At 71.7% G+C, this 17,356-nt stretch carries 16 protein-coding genes; 8 read left to right on the forward strand and 8 right to left on the reverse strand.

From position 1 onward, the window contains the following. Positions 1-122: 122 nt before the first annotated feature. The 3 genes from ACIHIX_RS07455 (at position 123) to ACIHIX_RS07465 (ending at position 4,972) form a co-directional block, all read left to right on the forward strand. Entirely contained in the window at positions 123-1,172 is a 1,050-nt protein-coding gene (locus tag ACIHIX_RS07455; RefSeq protein ID WP_399951127.1) for a rhamnogalacturonan acetylesterase, read from the forward strand. 145 nt (positions 1,173-1,317) lie between these two features. Then, a complete protein-coding gene (locus tag ACIHIX_RS07460; RefSeq protein WP_399951130.1) occupies positions 1,318-3,009 on the forward strand; it encodes a DUF2264 domain-containing protein in 1,692 nt (563 codons plus the stop codon). Positions 3,010-3,034: 25 nt separating this feature from the next. Further along, positions 3,035-4,972 carry a PE-PGRS family protein gene (locus tag ACIHIX_RS07465; protein ID WP_399951133.1) on the forward strand — a complete coding sequence of 646 codons (1,938 nt, stop codon included), beginning with the start codon at positions 3,035-3,037 and terminating at the stop codon, positions 4,970-4,972. 87 nt (positions 4,973-5,059) lie between these two features. On the opposite strand, the gene ACIHIX_RS07470 is transcribed toward ACIHIX_RS07465, so the two are convergent. Next, positions 5,060-6,451, reverse strand: coding sequence for a hypothetical protein (locus ACIHIX_RS07470; protein ID WP_399951136.1), 1,392 nt, complete (start codon positions 6,449-6,451; stop codon positions 5,060-5,062). 79 nt (positions 6,452-6,530) lie between these two features. Here ACIHIX_RS07470 and ACIHIX_RS07475 point away from each other — a divergent pair, with 79 nt between their 5' ends. The 3 genes from ACIHIX_RS07475 to ACIHIX_RS07485 all read left to right on the forward strand — a co-directional run bounded on the left by ACIHIX_RS07475 (position 6,531) and on the right by ACIHIX_RS07485 (position 8,186). Further along, positions 6,531-6,899: a VOC family protein gene (locus tag ACIHIX_RS07475; protein ID WP_399951139.1), complete on the forward strand. Its 369-nt coding sequence runs from the start codon at positions 6,531-6,533 to the stop codon at positions 6,897-6,899. Positions 6,900-6,969: 70 nt separating this feature from the next. Continuing rightward, positions 6,970-7,428, forward strand: coding sequence for a hypothetical protein (locus tag ACIHIX_RS07480; protein ID WP_399951142.1), 459 nt, complete (start codon positions 6,970-6,972; stop codon positions 7,426-7,428). Next, positions 7,425-8,186, forward strand: coding sequence for an isocitrate lyase/phosphoenolpyruvate mutase family protein (locus ACIHIX_RS07485; RefSeq protein WP_399951145.1), 762 nt, complete (start codon positions 7,425-7,427; stop codon positions 8,184-8,186). Before ACIHIX_RS07480 ends, ACIHIX_RS07485 begins: the two co-directional genes overlap by 4 nt. Positions 8,187-8,204: 18 nt before the next feature. Here ACIHIX_RS07485 and ACIHIX_RS07490 read toward each other — a convergent pair whose 3' ends face one another. The 3 genes from ACIHIX_RS07490 to ACIHIX_RS07500 form a co-directional block, all read right to left on the reverse strand. After that, positions 8,205-8,789 carry a TetR/AcrR family transcriptional regulator gene (locus ACIHIX_RS07490; protein WP_399951148.1) on the reverse strand — a complete coding sequence of 195 codons (585 nt, stop codon included), beginning with the start codon at positions 8,787-8,789 and terminating at the stop codon, positions 8,205-8,207. Positions 8,790-9,035: 246 nt separating this feature from the next. Then, entirely contained in the window at positions 9,036-9,203 is a 168-nt protein-coding gene (locus tag ACIHIX_RS07495; protein ID WP_399951151.1) for a hypothetical protein, read from the reverse strand. Between the two features lie 82 nt (positions 9,204-9,285). Beyond that, positions 9,286-10,605 (reverse strand): jacalin-like lectin, encoded by a 1,320-nt coding sequence (locus tag ACIHIX_RS07500; protein WP_399951154.1) that lies wholly within the window; start codon positions 10,603-10,605, stop codon positions 9,286-9,288. Positions 10,606-10,777: 172 nt separating this feature from the next. Between ACIHIX_RS07500 and ACIHIX_RS07505 the strand changes: the two genes are divergently transcribed. Continuing rightward, positions 10,778-11,911 carry a helix-turn-helix domain-containing protein gene (locus ACIHIX_RS07505; protein WP_399951156.1) on the forward strand — a complete coding sequence of 378 codons (1,134 nt, stop codon included), beginning with the start codon at positions 10,778-10,780 and terminating at the stop codon, positions 11,909-11,911. A gap of 45 nt (positions 11,912-11,956) precedes the next feature. Here the strand turns inward: ACIHIX_RS07505 and ACIHIX_RS07510 are convergent, their stop codons facing one another. Next, the gene (locus tag ACIHIX_RS07510) at positions 11,957-12,505 is read right to left on the reverse strand and encodes a hypothetical protein (protein WP_399951159.1); all 549 of its coding nucleotides are present in this window, start codon (positions 12,503-12,505) and stop codon (positions 11,957-11,959) included. A gap of 142 nt (positions 12,506-12,647) precedes the next feature. Between ACIHIX_RS07510 and ACIHIX_RS07515 the strand changes: the two genes are divergently transcribed. Continuing rightward, positions 12,648-14,672, forward strand: a complete 2,025-nt coding sequence (locus ACIHIX_RS07515; protein WP_399951162.1) for a calcium-binding protein — start codon at positions 12,648-12,650, stop codon at positions 14,670-14,672. A gap of 56 nt (positions 14,673-14,728) precedes the next feature. Here ACIHIX_RS07515 and ACIHIX_RS07520 read toward each other — a convergent pair whose 3' ends face one another. Genes ACIHIX_RS07520 through ACIHIX_RS07530 form a run of 3 tightly spaced genes read right to left on the reverse strand, consistent with a single transcriptional unit; the run spans position 14,729 to position 17,330 of the window. Further along, on the reverse strand, positions 14,729-15,511 hold the full coding sequence (locus tag ACIHIX_RS07520; protein ID WP_399951165.1) for an ABC transporter permease: 783 nt from the start codon (positions 15,509-15,511) through the stop codon (positions 14,729-14,731). A gap of 20 nt (positions 15,512-15,531) precedes the next feature. Further along, a complete protein-coding gene (locus tag ACIHIX_RS07525; RefSeq protein ID WP_399951168.1) occupies positions 15,532-16,335 on the reverse strand; it encodes an ABC-2 family transporter protein in 804 nt (267 codons plus the stop codon). After that, positions 16,335-17,330: an ATP-binding cassette domain-containing protein gene (locus tag ACIHIX_RS07530; RefSeq protein ID WP_399951169.1), complete on the reverse strand. Its 996-nt coding sequence runs from the start codon at positions 17,328-17,330 to the stop codon at positions 16,335-16,337. Before ACIHIX_RS07530 ends, ACIHIX_RS07525 begins: the two co-directional genes overlap by 1 nt. Between the last annotated feature and the right edge of the window lie 26 nt (positions 17,331-17,356).

Raw genomic sequence — 17,356 nt, forward strand, 5'->3', positions numbered from 1 at the left:
GAAAGGGCTTTCGCTTGCAGGAGGTTGGCAATCTTGTGAAATCGACCCAAGGTCTAGAAAGCGCTTGCCGATAGGGGTACGGTCCAGCCGCCAGGTCTTGCCATGTGTCGGAGGAGCAGCGAATGAGACGTTTCAACCTCGCCGTGCTGGCGGCGCTCACCCTGGGCGCCGGACTGACCGCCGTACCGGCCGCCCAAGCGCACGGAGGGCGGGCGCCGCTCGGCATCGAGAACTGCACCGCCGGCGCCTGTCACTTCGACGTCCCGGCGGGCACGTACGACGTGAAGGTCCTCCTCGGCGGCGACGCCGAATCCAGCACGAGCGTCAGCGGCGAGACGCGCCGCTCCCTGCTGCCGGAGACCGCCGCGCCCGCCGGTGAGCGGGTCGCCCGCAGCTTCACCGTGAACGTCCGCACCCCCGAGGGCGAGCCCACCGGCGTGGACGGCACCCCCGGCCTCGACCTCGTCATCGGCGGCACCGCACCCGCCCTCGCCGACATCTTGGTCACCCCGGCCCGCCACAGCCGACAGATCCTCCTGGTCGGCGACTCCACGGTCTGCGACCAGCCCGGCGACCCCTACTCCGGCTGGGGCCAGCAGCTGCCCCAGTACCTGCGCAAGGGTGTCTCCGTCGCCAACTACGCCGACTCCGGCGAGAGCACGGTCAGCTACCTCGCGAGCGCCCAGCTGTGGGGCACCGTCCAGCCGCTGATCCGGCCCGGCGACCTCGTCCTGGTCCAGCTCGCCCACAACGACAAGACGACCGACGAGGCGACCTACCGGGCGAACCTGGAGACTCTGGTCGCCGGGATCCGCGAAAAGGGCGGGGAGCCTGTCCTCGTGACGCCGATCGTGCGACGCTGGTTCAACTCCGACGGCACCCTGAACAACAACACCGCCCTCCTGGTCAACGGCCTGGGCGTCGACCACCCCGCCGTCATCCGCTCGGTCGCGGCAGACAACGGCGTCCCGCTGATCGACCTGACCGCGAGGACCAAGGCGCTCGTGGAGTCCCTCGGGACGGAGGGCTCCAAGGCGCTGTACCTCTACAACGAGAAGCGCGACAACACGCACACGTCTGTGCATGGAGCCACGGTGTATGCGGGGCTTGTCCGCGATGAGCTGGTCGCTCAGCACCTGGTCCCCGCGGGGCTGGTGCGGGTGGCCTACTGAGCCCCTGGGGCGCCCCGACCGGAACCGGGGCGCCTCAGGCCTGCCGACCAGGGGCGGTTTTCGTCTGCGGGCCGGTGGGGGCTGGTCGCGCAGTTCCCCGCGCCCCTCAGGGGCGTCACACCCCGGCACGTCTGAAAGAGAGACCATGCTTCTTCCCTCCGAAGACCGCACGTGCAGCCCCTCTACCGGGTACACCCGCGTCCACTGGGAAGCTGCCGCCGACGCGCTGCTCGCCGCCACGGAGCCGTACGCCGTCGAGGGCGGCGCTCTCTACCAGTTCCCCGGCGCGCACACGAGCTGGTCCGGGCGGCTCTCCGATGGGCTGGAGGGGTACGCCCGTACGTTGTTGCTCGCCGCCTTCCGGCGTGACGAGACCGCGCTTGAGCGGTACGCGGACGGGCTCGCCGCCGGGGTCTGCGGGGTGTGGCCGCGGATCGAGGACCGTAGTCAGCCACTAGTCGAGGCCGCGTCGATCGCGCTCGCGCTGCGGCTGACCCGGCCGCTGTTGTGGGACCGGCTGGACGACGGGGTGCGGGAGCGGGCCGCCGCCTGGCTCGGTGACGCGCTCAGCGCCGAGGCCTGGCCCTGCAACTGGGAGCTGTTCCCCGTCACCGTGGGCGGCTTCCTGAAGGAGATCGGGTACGAGACGGAGGCGTCCGGCAAGGCGATCGACCGGGGTCTGGAACGTATCGAGGACTGGTACGTCGGCGGCGGCTGGTACACCGACGGCGACGGCCGCAAGTACGACTACTACAACGGCTGGGCGATGCACCTCTACCCGGTGCTGCACGCGTGGCTGGCCGACGACAGCCGACTGCTCTCGCTGTACGGCGACCGGCTCGAAGCCCATCTCGCCGACTACGCCCACCTGTTCGGCGGCGACGGTGCCCCGATGCACCAGGGGCGTTCCCTCACCTACCGCTTCGCGACCACCGCCCCGCTGTGGCTCGGCGCCCTCACCGGCCGTACACCGCTCGCGCCGGGCGAGACGCGGCGGCTCGCGTCCGGGGCGCTGAAGTACTTCCTGGACCGGGGGGCGGTGAACGAGGACGGGCTGCTGACCCTGGGGTGGCACGGGCCTGATGAGGCCGTCCTTCAGGGGTACTCCGGCCCCGCCTCCCCCTACTGGGCCAGCAAGGCCTTCATCGGGCTTCTTCTGCCGCCCGATCACGAGGTGTGGACGGCCGCCGAGGAACCCGGGCCGACCGAGCGGGCGGACGCGGTGCGGTCGATCGACGCCCCCAACTGGCTTCTCCAGTCGACGAGTTCGGACGGTCTCGTCCGGCTCCACAACCACGGCAGCGAGGACGTCCGGTACGACCCGTACTACACCCGCCTCGCCTACTCCACGGTGACGGCGCCCTCACCGTCGTACGACAACAGCGTGATCGTCGGGGGCGATCCGAGCCGTACCTCGATCGAGCCGCTGGGGGTCGGGGAGGGGTGGGTGGCCTCCCGGCATCTGGCCGGTGGGGGTGCTCGGGTGACCAGCCTGGTGCTCGCGGACGCGGCCGTGGAGGTGCGGGCCCATCTGGTGGCGGGGGCGGAGCCGGGGACTTCGGTGCGGGTCACGGGGTGGGCCGATGCGGAGGGGGTACGGGCGGAGATCCTGCCCGTTGCGGGGTTGAGCCGCGAGCTGGCCGGTGTGACGGGGGACGGGGACACACTGTTCGTCGCCGTGGCCCGGCTCTCCGGGGAGGTGGCGGCCGTGCCCTTGGCCGATGCGGTGACCGTGTGGATCGATAACTCCGGTGTGCTGCACGTGCTTTGGTGCGACGGGCGGGAGGTCGAGGCGCGGGTGGATGGCGGCGGGGTGGAGGTCGCCGCCGTGCGCTGAGCCGGCTCGGGGCAGTATGGGGATCATGCGTGGGGGAGACGAACTCGTAGAACGGCTGGGACGGGCCGGGCTCGACGTCGTGGGGGAGCGGCGGGTCGAGGAGGTGCTGCCGGTTCCGTTCGCCTGGCGGTATCTGCTCGCCGAGCCGACCGCCACGGTTGTCGCGGAGCGAACAGGGCTGGCCGGTGAACTCAACGCGCGGTGGCATCGGTTGGCGTCGGAGGCGGGGATCTTCGGGGCGGACGGGGTGTTCCTCATCTCCGTCCAGGGGTGTGACGGCTGGGTCAGGGTGCGGTTGGGCGACGGCTGGGATCTGGTCGGTGTGCCGGAGTTCGTCACGATGGCGCAGGACGGGGACGCCCTGGTGGGGGCGACGACCGAGGAGCGCGCGGTGCGGCTCGTCGCCGTCGACCGGGTTCGGGAGCGGCGGGAGGAGGCCGCCCGGGCGGCGGGGCGGGAGACCCCGGAGGAGCGGGCGGCTGCCTGGGAGAGGCTGTTCCAGGGGCCCAAGTGCTCGCAGGAGGTGCTGGATTCATGGGCCGACGGGCTCTCCCTCAACCCGGCCACACCGGCCGAGCTGCGGCCGCTGCTGCTGAAACGGCCCTCCTACGCCCTGTACGGCGTCATGCCGGCCGAGGTCGTGGACGCGCTGCTGGCCGACCCTGAGTGGGAGGGCCGGTTCCGGGCGGCCCGCGCCCAGCCGGGCATCACCCCCGAGCAGTGGGGCCGGGTGATCCTCGCCGAGCGGGACGAGCGGCAGCGGTGGCTGCTCGCCATGACGGCGGCGGAGAACCAGGCCCTCGTCGCCGAGGACGCCTGCCGTGTCCTCGCCGCGGACCCGTCCGCGCGGGTGCGGTCCGAAGCCGCACGCCTCAAGGGGCTGCCCGCCTCCGTGGCGGTCGCGCTGGCCACCGACCCGGCCGACGGGGTGCGTGCGGTGGCCTGCCGGACCGCCTGGCCGCATCTCGACGCGGCGGGCCGGGAGGCGCTCCTCGCCGACCCGAACGACTTCGTGCGGGCCAGAGTGCGCGTGCTCTACCACCAGGACCACCCGATGCCCCGGTCGGTGTTCGACGCCGAGGACATCGAGGGCGCCGACAGGCTGGCGCTGGAGACCTGTTTCCTGGAGCGCGACCTCGCCGATCACCTGGCTCGCCACGGGGAGCGGTTGCAGCGTTGGTTGCTCGCCGCCAACCCGAGGCTGGACCCGGATGTGGTCGCCCTCCTCGCCGAGGACCCCGACGACGGGGTTCGCTTCCGGGTGTCCACGCGGCCCGACCTCACCGAGGAGCAGCGGGCCGCCATCCCGGTCGAACTCGACCCGGACACGCGCTACTTCGAGCTGGACTGGGTCAAGGCCCTGCACGACGACGAGGACGCCATGCGCCGCCTGGCCGCCTCCTCCCACTTCCTGGTGCGCAGATGCGTGGCCAGGGCCCGGCATCTGCCCCCGGACGTCGTCGAACGCCTCGCCCGGGACGAGGACCGGATCGTCCAGCTCTTCCTCGCCGAGTCCTGTGACGACGCGCCCGCCGACATGCTCCTGCGGGTGTGGCAGTGGTGGGACGGCAGCCTCACCAACCCCGACCGGCCCCGCGGTCACCCCAACTTCCCCCGCCACGACCTCGTGCGACACGCCGACGACCCGAACCCGCGGATGCGTCAACTCGTCCTGGACGATCCCGAGTCGACGCCCGAACTGGTCGAGCGGCTCAGCCGGGACGTGAGCGCGGAGGTGCGGTACCGCGCCGCGACCGACCCACGGCTGTCGGCGACCGCCGCGGCCCGGCTGCTGGAGGACCCGCACGAACACGTACGGCAGGCCGCGGCACTGCACCCGCGGATGCCGGCCCGGTTGCTCGTCGGGCTGTTGCGCGGGGGTGGGGTGGAGACGGCGGCGCGGAACCCGGCGCTGCCGGTCGAGGTCATGCGGCGGATGGTCGATGCCGTCGCCGCGGGCTGAGCGTTCGGCCTGGCCTGGCCTGGCCCACCTCCCCCGTCCGCGTCGCGCAGGACGGGGGAGGCGGTGGTACGGGGCTGACCTGAGGCGTCAAGGGGTCAGCTGGGTGATCTTCAGGGTCTTCGTGGTCGGCGACGCACCGGTGAGGGGGGTCGCGTACGACGGGGTGACGGGGACGGAGGCCCAGGTCAGGGTGCCGTTCTTGGCGACCGCTATGTCACCGGTGATCCGGGTGGCGATCACCTTGTCCGCGCTCTGGAACGTGCCGTTCCAGTCGATGAGCCGCAGATGCGTGCCCGCGAAGGTGCCGGTGCACGTGCCGTCCTTGCACTTGGCGTTCTTCAGCGACTCCCAGGAGATCAGGAGCTTGTCCTTGCCGTACGGGGCGAGGCGGACGTTGACGTGCTCCGTGCCCGTGGTGGTGGACAGGCGGATCGCCTTGGTCGCGGCAGGGGTGTCGCGGTTCTTGAGGAACGCGACGGCGACCTGGTGGGTGCTCGTCCTCGGGGTGACCGTCCAGCCGCGCCCGCTGGAGTCGTCGGGGTTCTTCTTGGCCGACGCGGCGCCGCGCGAGGCGAACGCGGTGGCGTAGCGGCCGGAGGCGGACTTCACGAGATCACCGGTACGACCGGCGAACGTACCGCCGCAGTAGCCCGCCCAGCACTGCTCGCGCTGCACCACGGGGGCGTTGTCGGGGGCGCCGATGCCGGTGGAGACGAACAGACCTGAGCGCCAGTCGTCGAAGCAGAGCGAGGTGAACGCGCCGGAGGTCTCGGCGTGCAGGGCGATGCCCTCGTTGTGGCTGCACCCCCAACTCCAGCCACCACTCGCCTTCTTGCCCTTCGCGGTGACGTACTGCATCTTGTCGCCGAAGTGCCCGTCGGCGAAGCCACCCGCGCCGTGCACCACGAAGTACGCGCCGTACTTGGTGCCGTTCCAGACGAGCTGACCGTCCAGCGTCGGCGAGGTGTCGTTGGTGGCGGTGCCGGTGAGCTTGGTCTGGAAGGTCTTCCTGCCGTTGGTGTAGCGGACGATCGCCGCCGCCGTCTCCTTCCACTTGTTGGTGTCGGAGACCCGGGTGAGCAGCGCGAACCCGTCGTTGTGCGCGACCAGCCCGCCGACCTCCTTGGCGCCCTTGACGATCGTGTCGGCACCGGAGCGCCGGCCGGCGGCGGTCAGCGGTGTGACATGGATTCCGTCCGAGGCGGGCCAGGCCACCCGCAGGGTGCCGTTGGGCGCTGCCGCCGTCGCCGTGCGCGTCCATTCGCGGGAGTTGTTGTAACCGGCGGACAGGTAGGGGAACTTGGCCGGCAGGGTCACCGAGGTGGCGGACACGGTGAGACCGGAGGCGGCGGTGGTGCTGGCCCCCGCCGTCGCGTACCAGGCCCCGACGAGGGCGGCGGTGGCGGCGAGCCCCGCGATCAGGGGCTTGCGGGCGCCGCGGACGCGGCGGTGGGAGGTGGGGTGTTGTGCCGATGTCATGCCTTCATGTGGCCGCCGACGGCAGGAAGGTTGCCACTTTGGTTGCCTCATTTCACAGCAGTGCACAAAGATCGTTCATATGACCTCCTTGATCCGCCATGTGACGATCGACTGCGCCGACGCCTACGCTCTCGCGACGTTCTGGTCCCAGGTCCTCGACCAGCCCCTGCACGAGGAGGACCAGCCCGGCGACCCCATGGCCCTGATCGAGGCCGCGGGCCTGCTCTTCATCACCGTCCCCGACACGAAGACCGGCAAGAACCGCGTCCATGTCGACCTCCAGCCCCAGGACCGCACCCGCGACGAGGAGGTCGAGCGGCTCCTCGCCCTCGGCGCGACCGTCTTCGACGACCAGCGCCGCCCCGACGGCACCGGGTGGGTGGTGATGGCCGATCCGGAGGGCAACGAGTTCTGCGTGGAGCGCAGTGCCGGGGAGCGCGGGGAGTAGGGCATCCGTCCGGTGCCCGCCGACGACCCTTCGGCGGGCACCGAAGGGTTACGGCTCTAGCGTGCCGTGCATGACCGAGCACCCGCACGAAAACCCCGCCCGGGCCGTCACCGGCATGGTCGATCACGTTCTCGCCCTGGCCGCGACCTGGACCCGCTGGGACGGCAGGCTCTTCGAGAGCGACGACCGGGTCTACACCCCGCACAAGGCGATCCGGCGGGTGGCCGACCACCTCGTCGATCATCTGGCCGAGCTGGAGGCCCGGTTGGCGGGTGAGGAGCCGCAGGCGGACCACTGGCACGCGTCCGCCTCGACCACCGAGGCGGACCTCGCGCCCTTCACCCAGCAGGATCTCGACGAGGCCCGCAGCCGGCTCACCCGGCTCGCCCGGATCTGGGCCAACCGTCTCGAGGCGCTCTCCGACGACCAGCTCGACGCCTCTCCCGGCGAGGGCTGGAGCTTCCGTGAACTCGCCCGCCACCTCGAGGGATCGACGTACTACGCCGACGCGGTGGGTGAGTTGTCGTGACCGCCTTCGCCGCGCTCCACCACGGTGACGCGCCCCTTCTGCTGCCCAACGCCTGGGACCATGCCTCGGCCGCCGCCCTGGCGTCCCGGGGCTTCCCGGCCGTCGGCACCACGAGTCTCGGCGTCGCCGCGGCGGCCGGACTGCCCGACGGGGCGGCGGCGACCCGGGACGAGACCCTGCGGCTGGCGCTGACGCTGGGCACCGCGCCCTTGCTGCTGTCGGTGGACGCCGAGGGCGGATTCAGCGACGACCCGGACGAAGTGGGGCAGTTCGCGCGGGAGTTGGCGGCGGCGGGCGCCGTCGGCATCAACCTGGAGGACGGGCTCGGACCGGCCGACCTGCACGCCGCGAAGATCGCCGCGGTCAAGTCGGCGGCACCGGACCTCTTCGTCAACGCCCGCACGGACACGTACTGGCTCTCCGAGGGGCAGGACACGCTCCGTCGCCTCGACGCCTACCGACAGGCGGGCGCCGACGGCGTGTTCGTGCCGGGACTCAGCGATCCGAGGGCCATCGGCGCCCTCGTCGACCGGCTCGACGTCCCCCTGAACATCCTCTACTCGCCCACCGGTCCCACCGTCCGCCACCTGGCCGACCTCGGCGTCCGCCGCGTCAGCCTCGGCTCGCTGCTGTACCGGCGGGCGCTGGGGGCGATGCTGGAGACGGTCACGGAGATCGCGGAAGGCCGCTCACCGCGGGGCTCCGTCCCCTCGTACGACGAGATCGTGGCCCTCGGTCGACCGGGCATGCCCTCGTGAGTGCCTCCGCGCAGGAGGTCAGTCACCGGTGTGCTCGGCTCGGGGCCAGTTCTCCAGCAGGACGTGCAGGGCGTCGATCGTGCGGTCCCAGGACTTCCGCACCTCGCGGGGGGCGCCGAAGCCGCCCGTGGACTCCAGGGCGCAGTAGCCGTGGAAGGTGCTGCGCAGCAGGCGGACGGCGTCGGTGAGGTCGGGTTCCTCCAGGCCGTAGGCGCGGAGCATGCCGTAGGTGATCTCGGCGGTGCGGCGGAAGCCGGGGGAGTCGGTGACGAGCGCCTGGTCGACGCGGATCTGGGTGGCGGCGTAGCGGCCGGGCCGCTCCAGCGCGTACTCCCGGTAGGCGCCGGCGAACGCGGCCAGCGCGTCCTTGCCGGCCCGGCCCGCGACGGCCACGGCGATCCGGTCGATCATCTCCGCGCCGGCGAGCAGCGCGACGCGGGTGCGCAGCTCCTGGAGGTTCTTGACGTGCGAGTACAGACTCGCGTCCTTGACGCCGAAGTGCCGGGCCAGCGCGGACACGGTGACCTTGTCGAACCCGACCTCGTCGGCGAGATCGGCGGCTGCTTCGGTGAGCCGCTCGGCGGTGATTCCTGCGCGGGCCATGGGGGCTCTCCGATAACCTAGGGTGTCTAGGTTCCATGCTAGTGCACAAAGGCGTCAGCAGGGGGTGCCGTGTGCCGCGTTCAGGGTCACGTCCTCCGCCCGCAGGGACCGGGTCGTGGGGAGAGGGCCGGTTGATGGCAGAAGGGCCGTCCAACGCCACGGGGTCGCGAAGGCGCCGAGAACGACGCCGCACGCCAGGCAGATCAGGATGACGGCGATCGTGGCCGCGGTCGTGATCGCCCGCTGTCACGGATCGGCCGAACTGCCGCTGCCCGCGGGCCCCAGCGCCACGCGCAGATCGTGCACCTGGGCCGCGAGCAGGTCCTCGGCCGGCTCCCGTTCGTCCTGGTCGTCGCGGATCTCGACGACCAGGCGAAACCGGCGGTTGAACGGTCCAAGTGCCTCCGGTGTCACCGGCCCCCCTCCAGCGTGTCCTGATCACTCCTTAGGTACAGGCCGGACACCGGGAACACCGACTCGGGCCGCGCGGCGACCGTCAGCCGATCGGCGCGTAGACCACGCCCAGTTTGTCGACCTCGTCGCCCGCGCGGCCGGTGAAGCCGGCGATCTGCCAACCCGAGGGTGCGGTGAAGGTCTTCGTGTCCGAGGTCGCCGTACCGGACGACAGGGAGCGGCCCTTGTCCGTCGTGAACGCCGCCGAGAAGATCCTGGTCCGGCCGTCCTTCTGCCCCTCGGTCAGCTTCACCGAGGTGAGGTGCTCGCCGGACGCCAGGGTCAGCGAGGTGGCCGTGCCGCCCGTACCGCCGTGGGTGAGCGCCGTACCGCCGTCGTGGGTCAGCGAGACCGCGTCCAGGCGGGAGCCGCCGCGCAGGGTGAGGGTGCGCGGGGAGACGGCGGCCGGGAGGTCGTCGGCGTCGTTGAAGGCCGTGCCGTGCGGGCCGCCGAAGAAGTCACTCGCCTTCAGGGACGAGTTGAGGGTGTAGGAGAAGTCGACCGTGTGCGGGAAGTGGTCGGAGAGATTGCCCCCGGCGGAGTCGAGGAACGACGCCCACTCGTTGTTGTACCGGGTGGCCGTCAGCGAGAACAGCTTGCTGCCCCGGTACAGGACCTTGTCCACGACCTCGCAGTCGTTGGTGGGCGCCGTCGTCGGGCACACCAGCGCGTCCGCGCCCTGCGTCGGCCGCACCCCGCCCTTCACCAGCTGCACCCACGCGTCCGTGAGGCCGTTCTCGTCGGCCAGCGTGCGGATGTTGTCACCGGCGCGCGTGTACCGGGTGTTGGTGTCACCCATGACGATCACCGCGTTGCCCGCGGAGTTCGCCTGGATGAAGTCGGAGAGCTGCTCGACGTTGGCGCGCCGGGCGGCGAGCGCGTCGTCGGTGTCGTCCGCGTTGGTGTGGACGTTGTACAGGTCCACGAAGACGCCCTCGGCGAGCCGCACCCGGGCCAGCGAGAAACCCTTCGGGGTCAGGCAGTTGGTGCCGGTGCAGTCGTTCCACTTCACCCGCTCGAAGTCGTCGAAGGCGTGGTCCGAGAGGGTGTTGAGACCGTCCCCGAAGGGCACGCCGCCGCTGGTCGCGGTGCGGTACGGGTGGTTGTCGCCCGCGTACAGGGCCGCGTGGTAGTTGAAGTCCTCCTGGACGTTGACGATGTCGTAGGGCGCCAACCGCGGGGAGATCAGCGGGGTGTTGGTCGCCGGGTGGCCCGAACTCAGGCCCTCGGGGAGCCCGGCGACGTTGTACGTCAGCACGTTGAAGGTGCCGGTGGTGGCCGCCGCGGCGGGCGTCGACCCGGTGGTCGCGAGGCCGGTGAGGGCCAGGGCGGCGGCTGCGAGGGTGCCGAGGAGTCGTCTCATGGGCCCATGTTCATGTCAACGCGAGTGATTAAAAAGAGTAGTTGAGAAAACTGTTCAACATTCATAAGTGACGGGAGAGTGCCGCCCTTCGTCGTGCCGCCCTTCGTCGTGCCGCCCTTCGTCGTGGCGGCCCTCGGACGGACGCCGACGCGGGCAGCCGGCCGGAACTGTGGTGAAGGTCCCGGCCGGCGTCGCTCCCCCGTGCCACCACGGTAGGCACAGGGCGGCAGGACGAGTCACCGGATTCCGCCCGCGTTGTCGCCGGATCGCGCCACGGAACCCGTGGATCGGTCGTTACGTCAAGGGACATGAGGTTCCGTCACCTCGTGGCGGGGCGGGTGCCTGCGGAAGGGGCAGATCCTTGGGTGAGGGTGCGTTACACGTCCAGCGCGTCGGTGCCGCCGCGTTACAGGCCGCGGCCTCCTCGATCCTGGCCCCGCTCACCGTGACCGCCTCGCCCCCGGGCGGGGCGCCCTTCCACGCCGATGTCGACGCGGCGCCGATGGGGCGCCTGGCCGTCGCGCGGATCCGCGGCTCGGGGCATCGTGTCGCGCGAACGCCCCGCACGATCACCTCCTCCGACCCCGAGCTGCTGAAGCTGACGCTGCACCGGTCCCGGCCCGCGCTGGCCGACCAGGGCGGGCAGCAGTCCCACGCCCGCGCCGGGGACTTCGTGGCCTTCGACATGACCCGGCCCTACCGGCTCGAAGTCATGGACGGCTGCGATGTGCTGGCGGTCGGCGTCCCCCGCGCGGAACTGGGCCGGCACGCCGACGCGATCGGCCGACAGACGGCCCGCCGACTGCCGGCCGACACCGGAGCGCAGGCGGTCCTCGCCGCGTTCCTGGACGGACTCGGCCGCCACCTCCACGAACTGGCGGGACCCGCCGACGCCCACGTCGGGGACGCCCTGGTGTCCCTGCTGGTCGCGGCCTTCACCGAGCACGCTCCCGGCCGGATGGACACCGCGACCGAACTCGTCGACCGCATCCGGGTCTACGCCCTGGCCAACATCTCCGACCCCTCCCTCTGCGTCGCCTCGGTCGCCGCCGCCCACGGCATCTCCGACCGCCAGCTGCACCGCCTGTTCCAGCGCTCCGGCACCCCGTTCTGGGCCTGGCTGCGCCACGAGAGGCTCGCCCGGATCCACCGCGATCTGCGGGACCCCGCCCACGACGGCCGCACCATCGCCTCGGTGGCCGCCCGCTGGGGCATCCACGATCCGCGCCACGTCGGGCGCGGTCTCAAGGAGCAGTACGGACTGACCGCGCGCGATCTGCGACTCCGGCTCCGGCCCCCGGACTGACCCCGTCGACTTCGCTCCACCACCCGTCGCCGACACCCCGCACAGCTACTCCGCCTTCCGGCAGGGCGTCGTCACCATGTCCAGGGCCCGCCACACCGCGCCGGCCCCCTCGGCGTCGAGCACGTGCTGGGTGCCCGAGCCGTCCGGGACGGACACGACGTACGACACCGGCGAAAACGACAGCGAACCCCACGACTCGCGCCGGTGCTCCAGGGCGAGGACGCGACCGCACGGCTCGCATCTCATCCACGGCACCAGAGCGAGTCCGTCCGCCCCGTCGACCGGTTCCAGGCCCTCGACCACCCGCAGCCGGCCCTCGAATCCGGGCAGATCGACGATGTCCGTGGCCAGTTGGTCCCACACCCCCCACTGCTCGGCCATCGCCGCGAGCTCGGCCCGGGTCCGGTCGTCCACGGACAGCCCCAGCTCGAACAGCCGGTCCACCAGCCGGAACAGACCGGCCTCCTGCTCACCGATGTCCCAGCACCCCTGGACCTCGGCCACGTCCTCGGCGCCCGGCAACAGCCCGGCGAGCCGCGACCACACGACCCCCTCGGCGGCGTACGCCCGTTCCCGTTCCCGTCGTTCGCTCATCGGCCCCGACCCTATGCCGCCTCGCGCCGCGCGGGACGATTGTCGCTCCGGTCACCCCGGGGAGTGGAAGTGTGCGGCCCAGTGGGACCAGGCAGCGGCCAGCCACGCCACCGTGTCGTACGGGCGTCCGGAAGCTGGGCGCATGTCCACCCTTGTCTCCTCCCTACGGGGATCTCTGCGCACGGCGCTCCTGCGGGGCGCCGCGGCGCTCGCGCTCGTCGTGGCCCTGCCCGGCAGCGCCCTCGCCGCACCCGGTGACCTGGACACCACGTTCGGCACCGGCGGCCGGGTCCCCGCCGACTCCGGCTACTGGGCGGAGGGGCAGGACCTCGCCCTCCAGGCCGACGGCGGGATCATCACCGTCGGCTCCAGCCGCCAGGCCGAGTACCTGTCCACCGACTTCTCCCTGATGCGGCACAAGGCCGACGGCAGCCTCGACACGGCCTTCGGCGACGGCGGCACCACGCTCACCGACTTCGCGGGCGGTGAGGACCGGGCCCACGGCGTGGCGCTCCAGCCCGACGGCAAGATCGTGGTGGCGGGGGAGTCCGGTCGGTCGGAGGGCGGCTGCTGCTCGTTCACGGTCGCCCGCTACACCGCCGGCGGCGCCCTGGACACCGGCTTCGGCACCGGCGGCCGGGTCGTCACCGACTTCGGCCTGCCCGGCAACGGCGGCGTCGCCCGGGCGGTCGCCGTCCAGCCCGACGGCAAGATCGTCGCCGCCGGACAGGGCGCCGCGGGGACGGGCGACCTCCGGTTCGCGGTCGCCCGGTACAACAGCGACGGCAGCCCGGACACCACGTTCGGCACCGGCGGGTCCGTCCTCACGCCCTTCCCGGGCGGCGGCTCCGGCTACGACCTCGCGCTCCAGCCCGACGGCAGGATCGTCGTCGCCGGCGACACGGGCGGACCCTCGGGCCCCAACGACTTCGCGCTGGCCCGCTATACCACCAACGGCACCCTCGACGGCACGTTCGGCACCGGCGGCACGGTCACGACCGTCCTCAGCTCCGCCTCCGGCTTCGCCGGCGACGATTCCGCCCGCGGCGTGGCCGTACAGCCGGACGGCAAGATCGTCGCGGCCGGGTACAGCGCCTACGACTTCGCCCTCGTCCGGTACACCGCGGGCGGCGGCCTCGACCCCGCCTTCGACACCGACGGCATCGTGACCACCGACTTCAACGGCGGCGCGGACGGCGCCTTCGACCTCGCCCTCCAGACCGACGGCAGGATCGTCGCCGTCGGCCAGGCCAACACCGACTTCGCCCTCGCCCGCTACACCACCGGCGGCGCCCTGGACACCGGCTTCGGCACCGGCGGGAAGACCACCACCGACATGGGCTTCGGCTACTTCGACGAGGCACACGCCGTCGCCGTCCAGCCCGACGGGAAGATCGTCGCGTACGGCAACTGGGGCGACGCCGGTGCCCTCGCCCGCTACCTCGGCGGCACCGCCACCCCACCCCCGCCCGGCGTCGACCTGTCGGTCACCAAGACGGGCACCGGCACGGTGAGCATCGGCGACCGGGCCACCTACACGGTGACCGTCACCAACACCAGCACCACCACGAGCGCCACCGGCGTGACCCTCACCGACACCCTCACCGGCCCCGCCGCCACCGTCATCTCGGCCACCGCCTCCCAGGGCACCTGCACGACCGCCGTCTCCTGCGCCCTCGGCACCCTCGCCCCGGGCGCCAAGGCCACCGTGACCGTCGTCGCCGAACCCCGGGCCACCGGCACCCTCACCGACAAGGCCACGGTCACCGCCGGCCAGACCGACCCGGCGACCGCGAACAACACGGCCACGGCGACCACCACCGTCAACAACGCCCGCGGCTGCACCCGCATCGGCACCAGCGGAAACGACACCATCACCGGGACCTACGGCACCGACGTGATCTGCGGCCTCGGCGGCGACGACACCATCGACGCGAGCTACGGCGGCGACACCGCGTACGGCAACTACGGCAACGACCGGGTGGACGGCGGCTTCAACGACGACACCCTCAACGGAGGCCCCGGCAACGACAACCTGATCGGCAACTACGGCAACGACCGCCTGAACACCGTGGACAGTGTCTCCGGCAACGACACCGCCAACGGCGGCTTCGGCACCGACACCTGCACGACGGACACCGGCGACACTCGCCTCAGCTGCCCGTAGGGGTCACCACGCCCATGGCCGGGCGGCCACCCTTCGATGGCCGCCCGGCCCCGACGTCACCCGTTGACCCCGGAGTAGTGCCTGAGGCTCCACCGCCACAGCCACCGCGCCCCCAGATACGCCAGCACCCCGAGCAGCGGGGACACCGCCGCCAGCCAGTAGGGGGCGCCGGTGTCATGGCCGTGGCCGGTCAGGACGGCGACCGGGAAGTACGCGACGAACGCGAGCGGGAGTCCGTACGTCAGGAAGCCGCCCACCGCCTGGGGGAGCACGTTGAGCGGGTAGCTGCCGAACGTGCCGAGGAGCTCCTCCAGCCAGTAGCTCCAGTAGTCGGCGGCCGGGAAGCGCAGCGACGCGCTCGCCACCGCCGTGAAGAGGGCGGCCTCCAGGAACAGGCCGCCGATGACCGCGGCGATCAGATAGCCGATCCGGCCCGGCGTCCAGTCCAGCTCGCTGCGGCTGAGGGCGCCGATCATCAGGCCCACCGCGACCGTCAGGTCGCCGATCGCGTTGGTGGGGAAGAAGGCCAGCTGGAGCTGGCGGTGCACCGGCATCGGGCGCAGCAGATAGGTGTCGACCTTGCCTTCCTGGATCTGCCGTCCGGCGCCGTGCACCCGGCCCAGGAAGAGGACGAACAGGCCGTGCGCCAGCATCCGGGTCGCCGGGATCAGCAGGACCTCCGAGCTGTCCCAGCCGCCCATCCCGGTGAACCGGGCCAGCAGCACGGTCGCGAACACGATCACCGACACCTGCCAGATCGCGCCGATCGCGATCATCAGCAGGAACTCGGTGCGGTACTCCAGCTGGGCACGGAAGTTGAGCAGCGTGACGCGCCACATGATCCGTAGGGAATGCACCGTCAGCCTCCCTGGGACATGACACGCAGGGCGGCCCGCCGCCACAGGAACCGGGTGAACATGTGCAGCGCCACCACCCAGGCGGCCTGCACGGCGAGTTGGAAGCCCGCGTCCGACAGCGGGATACGGCCGATGTACAGGGACAGCGGCACGTTGAGCGTCGCCTGGAAGGGCAGGAAGGCGCTCAGGGTGACGAACCAGTCGGGGAAGAACCACAGGGGCGCGTACACCCCGGAGAGCAGGTTCTGCGCGAAGATCAGGATCAGCATCGCCGCGTTGTTGCGGACCGTCCAGAAACACAGCTGGTCGAGGACGAGCAGCACGTAGTACAGGACCAGCTGGCCGAGCAGCAGGCTCAGCACGAACACCCCGGCTGTCGCCGCCGACCTGGGCGGATCGATCACCCCCGCCGCGAGACACACCGTGTATCCGGCCAGCGCCCAGGCGAGCCCGTACAGCTTCTCGCCGCACGCGCGCAGGGCGTGGTAGCGCTGTGGCGGCAGCGGGCGCAGATACCAGTAGACGATCGTGCCGAAGTGCATGTGCTGGAGCACGGTGTCCCGGCCGGCGAACTGGTCCAACTCCCGCATCCGGGAGGCGAGTACGGCCAGTACGGCGTACGTCACCGCCTGGTCGCGGCTGAGGCCGGCGGTGGTACCGGTGTTGGCGTACAGACCGTGCCACAGCGACGCCACCAGCACCACCTGCACGGTGAGCCGGAGCAGGACGGCGGTCATCCGGGGCGGGGTGTGCAGCTCACCGAGCGGGGTGACACGGGCGGCGCGCCAGGCGTGGAGCACGGCCATCAGGCCACCTCGGCGTCGATGTAGGCGGCCCGCATCACGTCCTCGAGGTCGGCCTCGTCGATGGCGACGCCCGTCACCTCGTACCGCTCGATGACCGCCTTCAACGCCTGGTGCACGGTCGGGGAGTCGGGTCCCGAGGGCCCGAAGACCACCTCGGGGCCGTTGTGCCGCAGCACCTCGATGCCCGGCAGCGCCCGGACCTCGGTGTGCGCGTCGGCGAGCGTCGCCCGTACCTGCCAGGTGGAGCCGAACCTGCGGCGGATCTCGTCGAGGGTGCCGTCCAGGACGAGCCGCCCGTGGTTGACGAGGACGACCCGCTCGGCCAGCCGCTCGACCTCGGTCATGTCGTGGGTGGTGAGCAGGACGGTCCGGCCGCGCTCGGTCACCTGGTGGCGCAGGAACTCCCGCACCTGCTCCTTCACCACCACGTCCATGCCGATGGTGGGCTCGTCGAGGAAGACGACCGGCGGGTCGTGGAGGAGGGCGGCGGCCAGGTCGCTGCGCACGCGCTGGCCCAGGGAGAGGTGGCGGACCCGGGTGTCCCAGAAGGAGGACAGGTCGAGCAGCTCGTCGAACTCCCGCAGCCGGGCGGCGTGTTCGGCCTTCGGCACGTCGTAGATGTCCCGCAGGATCGCGAACGACTCACGCACCGGAAGGTCCCACCACAGCTGGGTGCGCTGCCCGAACACCGCGCCGATGTTACGGGCGTTGCGCTCGCGTTCCTCGTACGGGACGACGCCCGCGACCCGGGCCCGGCCGGAGGTGGGGGTGAGGATGCCGGTGAGGATCTTGATGGTGGTGGACTTGCCGGCTCCGTTCGGGCCGAGCAGGGCCAGGAGTTCGCCGGGGGCGACGTCGAAGCTGATGTCGGTCACGGCGTGCTTGGCGACCCGTTCCGGGTTCACCAGGGAGCGGAGCGCTCCCGTGAAGCCCGGGCGGCGCACGGTGGTGTGGAAGGTGCGGGACAGTCCGCGGACCTCGATGCTGGCATCCAAGTGGCATCAACTCCTCTGGGGCAAAA

The organism is Streptomyces sp. NPDC051913, from assembly GCF_044593635.1.
Lineage (GTDB): Bacteria > Actinomycetota > Actinomycetes > Streptomycetales > Streptomycetaceae > Streptomyces.

What these genes read in the sequence shown, in the direction of transcription:
- ACIHIX_RS07455 (WP_399951127.1), top strand. Translation starts at nt 123, where the DNA reads ATGAGACGTTTCAACCTCGCCGTGCTGGCGGCGCTCACCCTGGGCGCC.
- ACIHIX_RS07460 (WP_399951130.1), top strand. Translation starts at nt 1,318, where the DNA reads ATGCTTCTTCCCTCCGAAGACCGCACGTGCAGCCCCTCTACCGGGTAC.
- ACIHIX_RS07465 (WP_399951133.1), top strand. Translation starts at nt 3,035, where the DNA reads ATGCGTGGGGGAGACGAACTCGTAGAACGGCTGGGACGGGCCGGGCTC.
- ACIHIX_RS07470 (WP_399951136.1), bottom strand. Translation starts at nt 6,451, where the DNA reads ATGACATCGGCACAACACCCCACCTCCCACCGCCGCGTCCGCGGCGCC.
- ACIHIX_RS07475 (WP_399951139.1), top strand. Translation starts at nt 6,531, where the DNA reads ATGACCTCCTTGATCCGCCATGTGACGATCGACTGCGCCGACGCCTAC.
- ACIHIX_RS07480 (WP_399951142.1), top strand. Translation starts at nt 6,970, where the DNA reads ATGACCGAGCACCCGCACGAAAACCCCGCCCGGGCCGTCACCGGCATG.
- ACIHIX_RS07490 (WP_399951148.1), bottom strand. Translation starts at nt 8,789, where the DNA reads ATGGCCCGCGCAGGAATCACCGCCGAGCGGCTCACCGAAGCAGCCGCC.
- ACIHIX_RS07500 (WP_399951154.1), bottom strand. Translation starts at nt 10,605, where the DNA reads ATGAGACGACTCCTCGGCACCCTCGCAGCCGCCGCCCTGGCCCTCACC.
- ACIHIX_RS07510 (WP_399951159.1), bottom strand. Translation starts at nt 12,505, where the DNA reads ATGAGCGAACGACGGGAACGGGAACGGGCGTACGCCGCCGAGGGGGTC.
- ACIHIX_RS07515 (WP_399951162.1), top strand. Translation starts at nt 12,648, where the DNA reads ATGTCCACCCTTGTCTCCTCCCTACGGGGATCTCTGCGCACGGCGCTC.
- ACIHIX_RS07520 (WP_399951165.1), bottom strand. Translation starts at nt 15,511, where the DNA reads ATGTGGCGCGTCACGCTGCTCAACTTCCGTGCCCAGCTGGAGTACCGC.
- ACIHIX_RS07525 (WP_399951168.1), bottom strand. Translation starts at nt 16,335, where the DNA reads ATGGCCGTGCTCCACGCCTGGCGCGCCGCCCGTGTCACCCCGCTCGGT.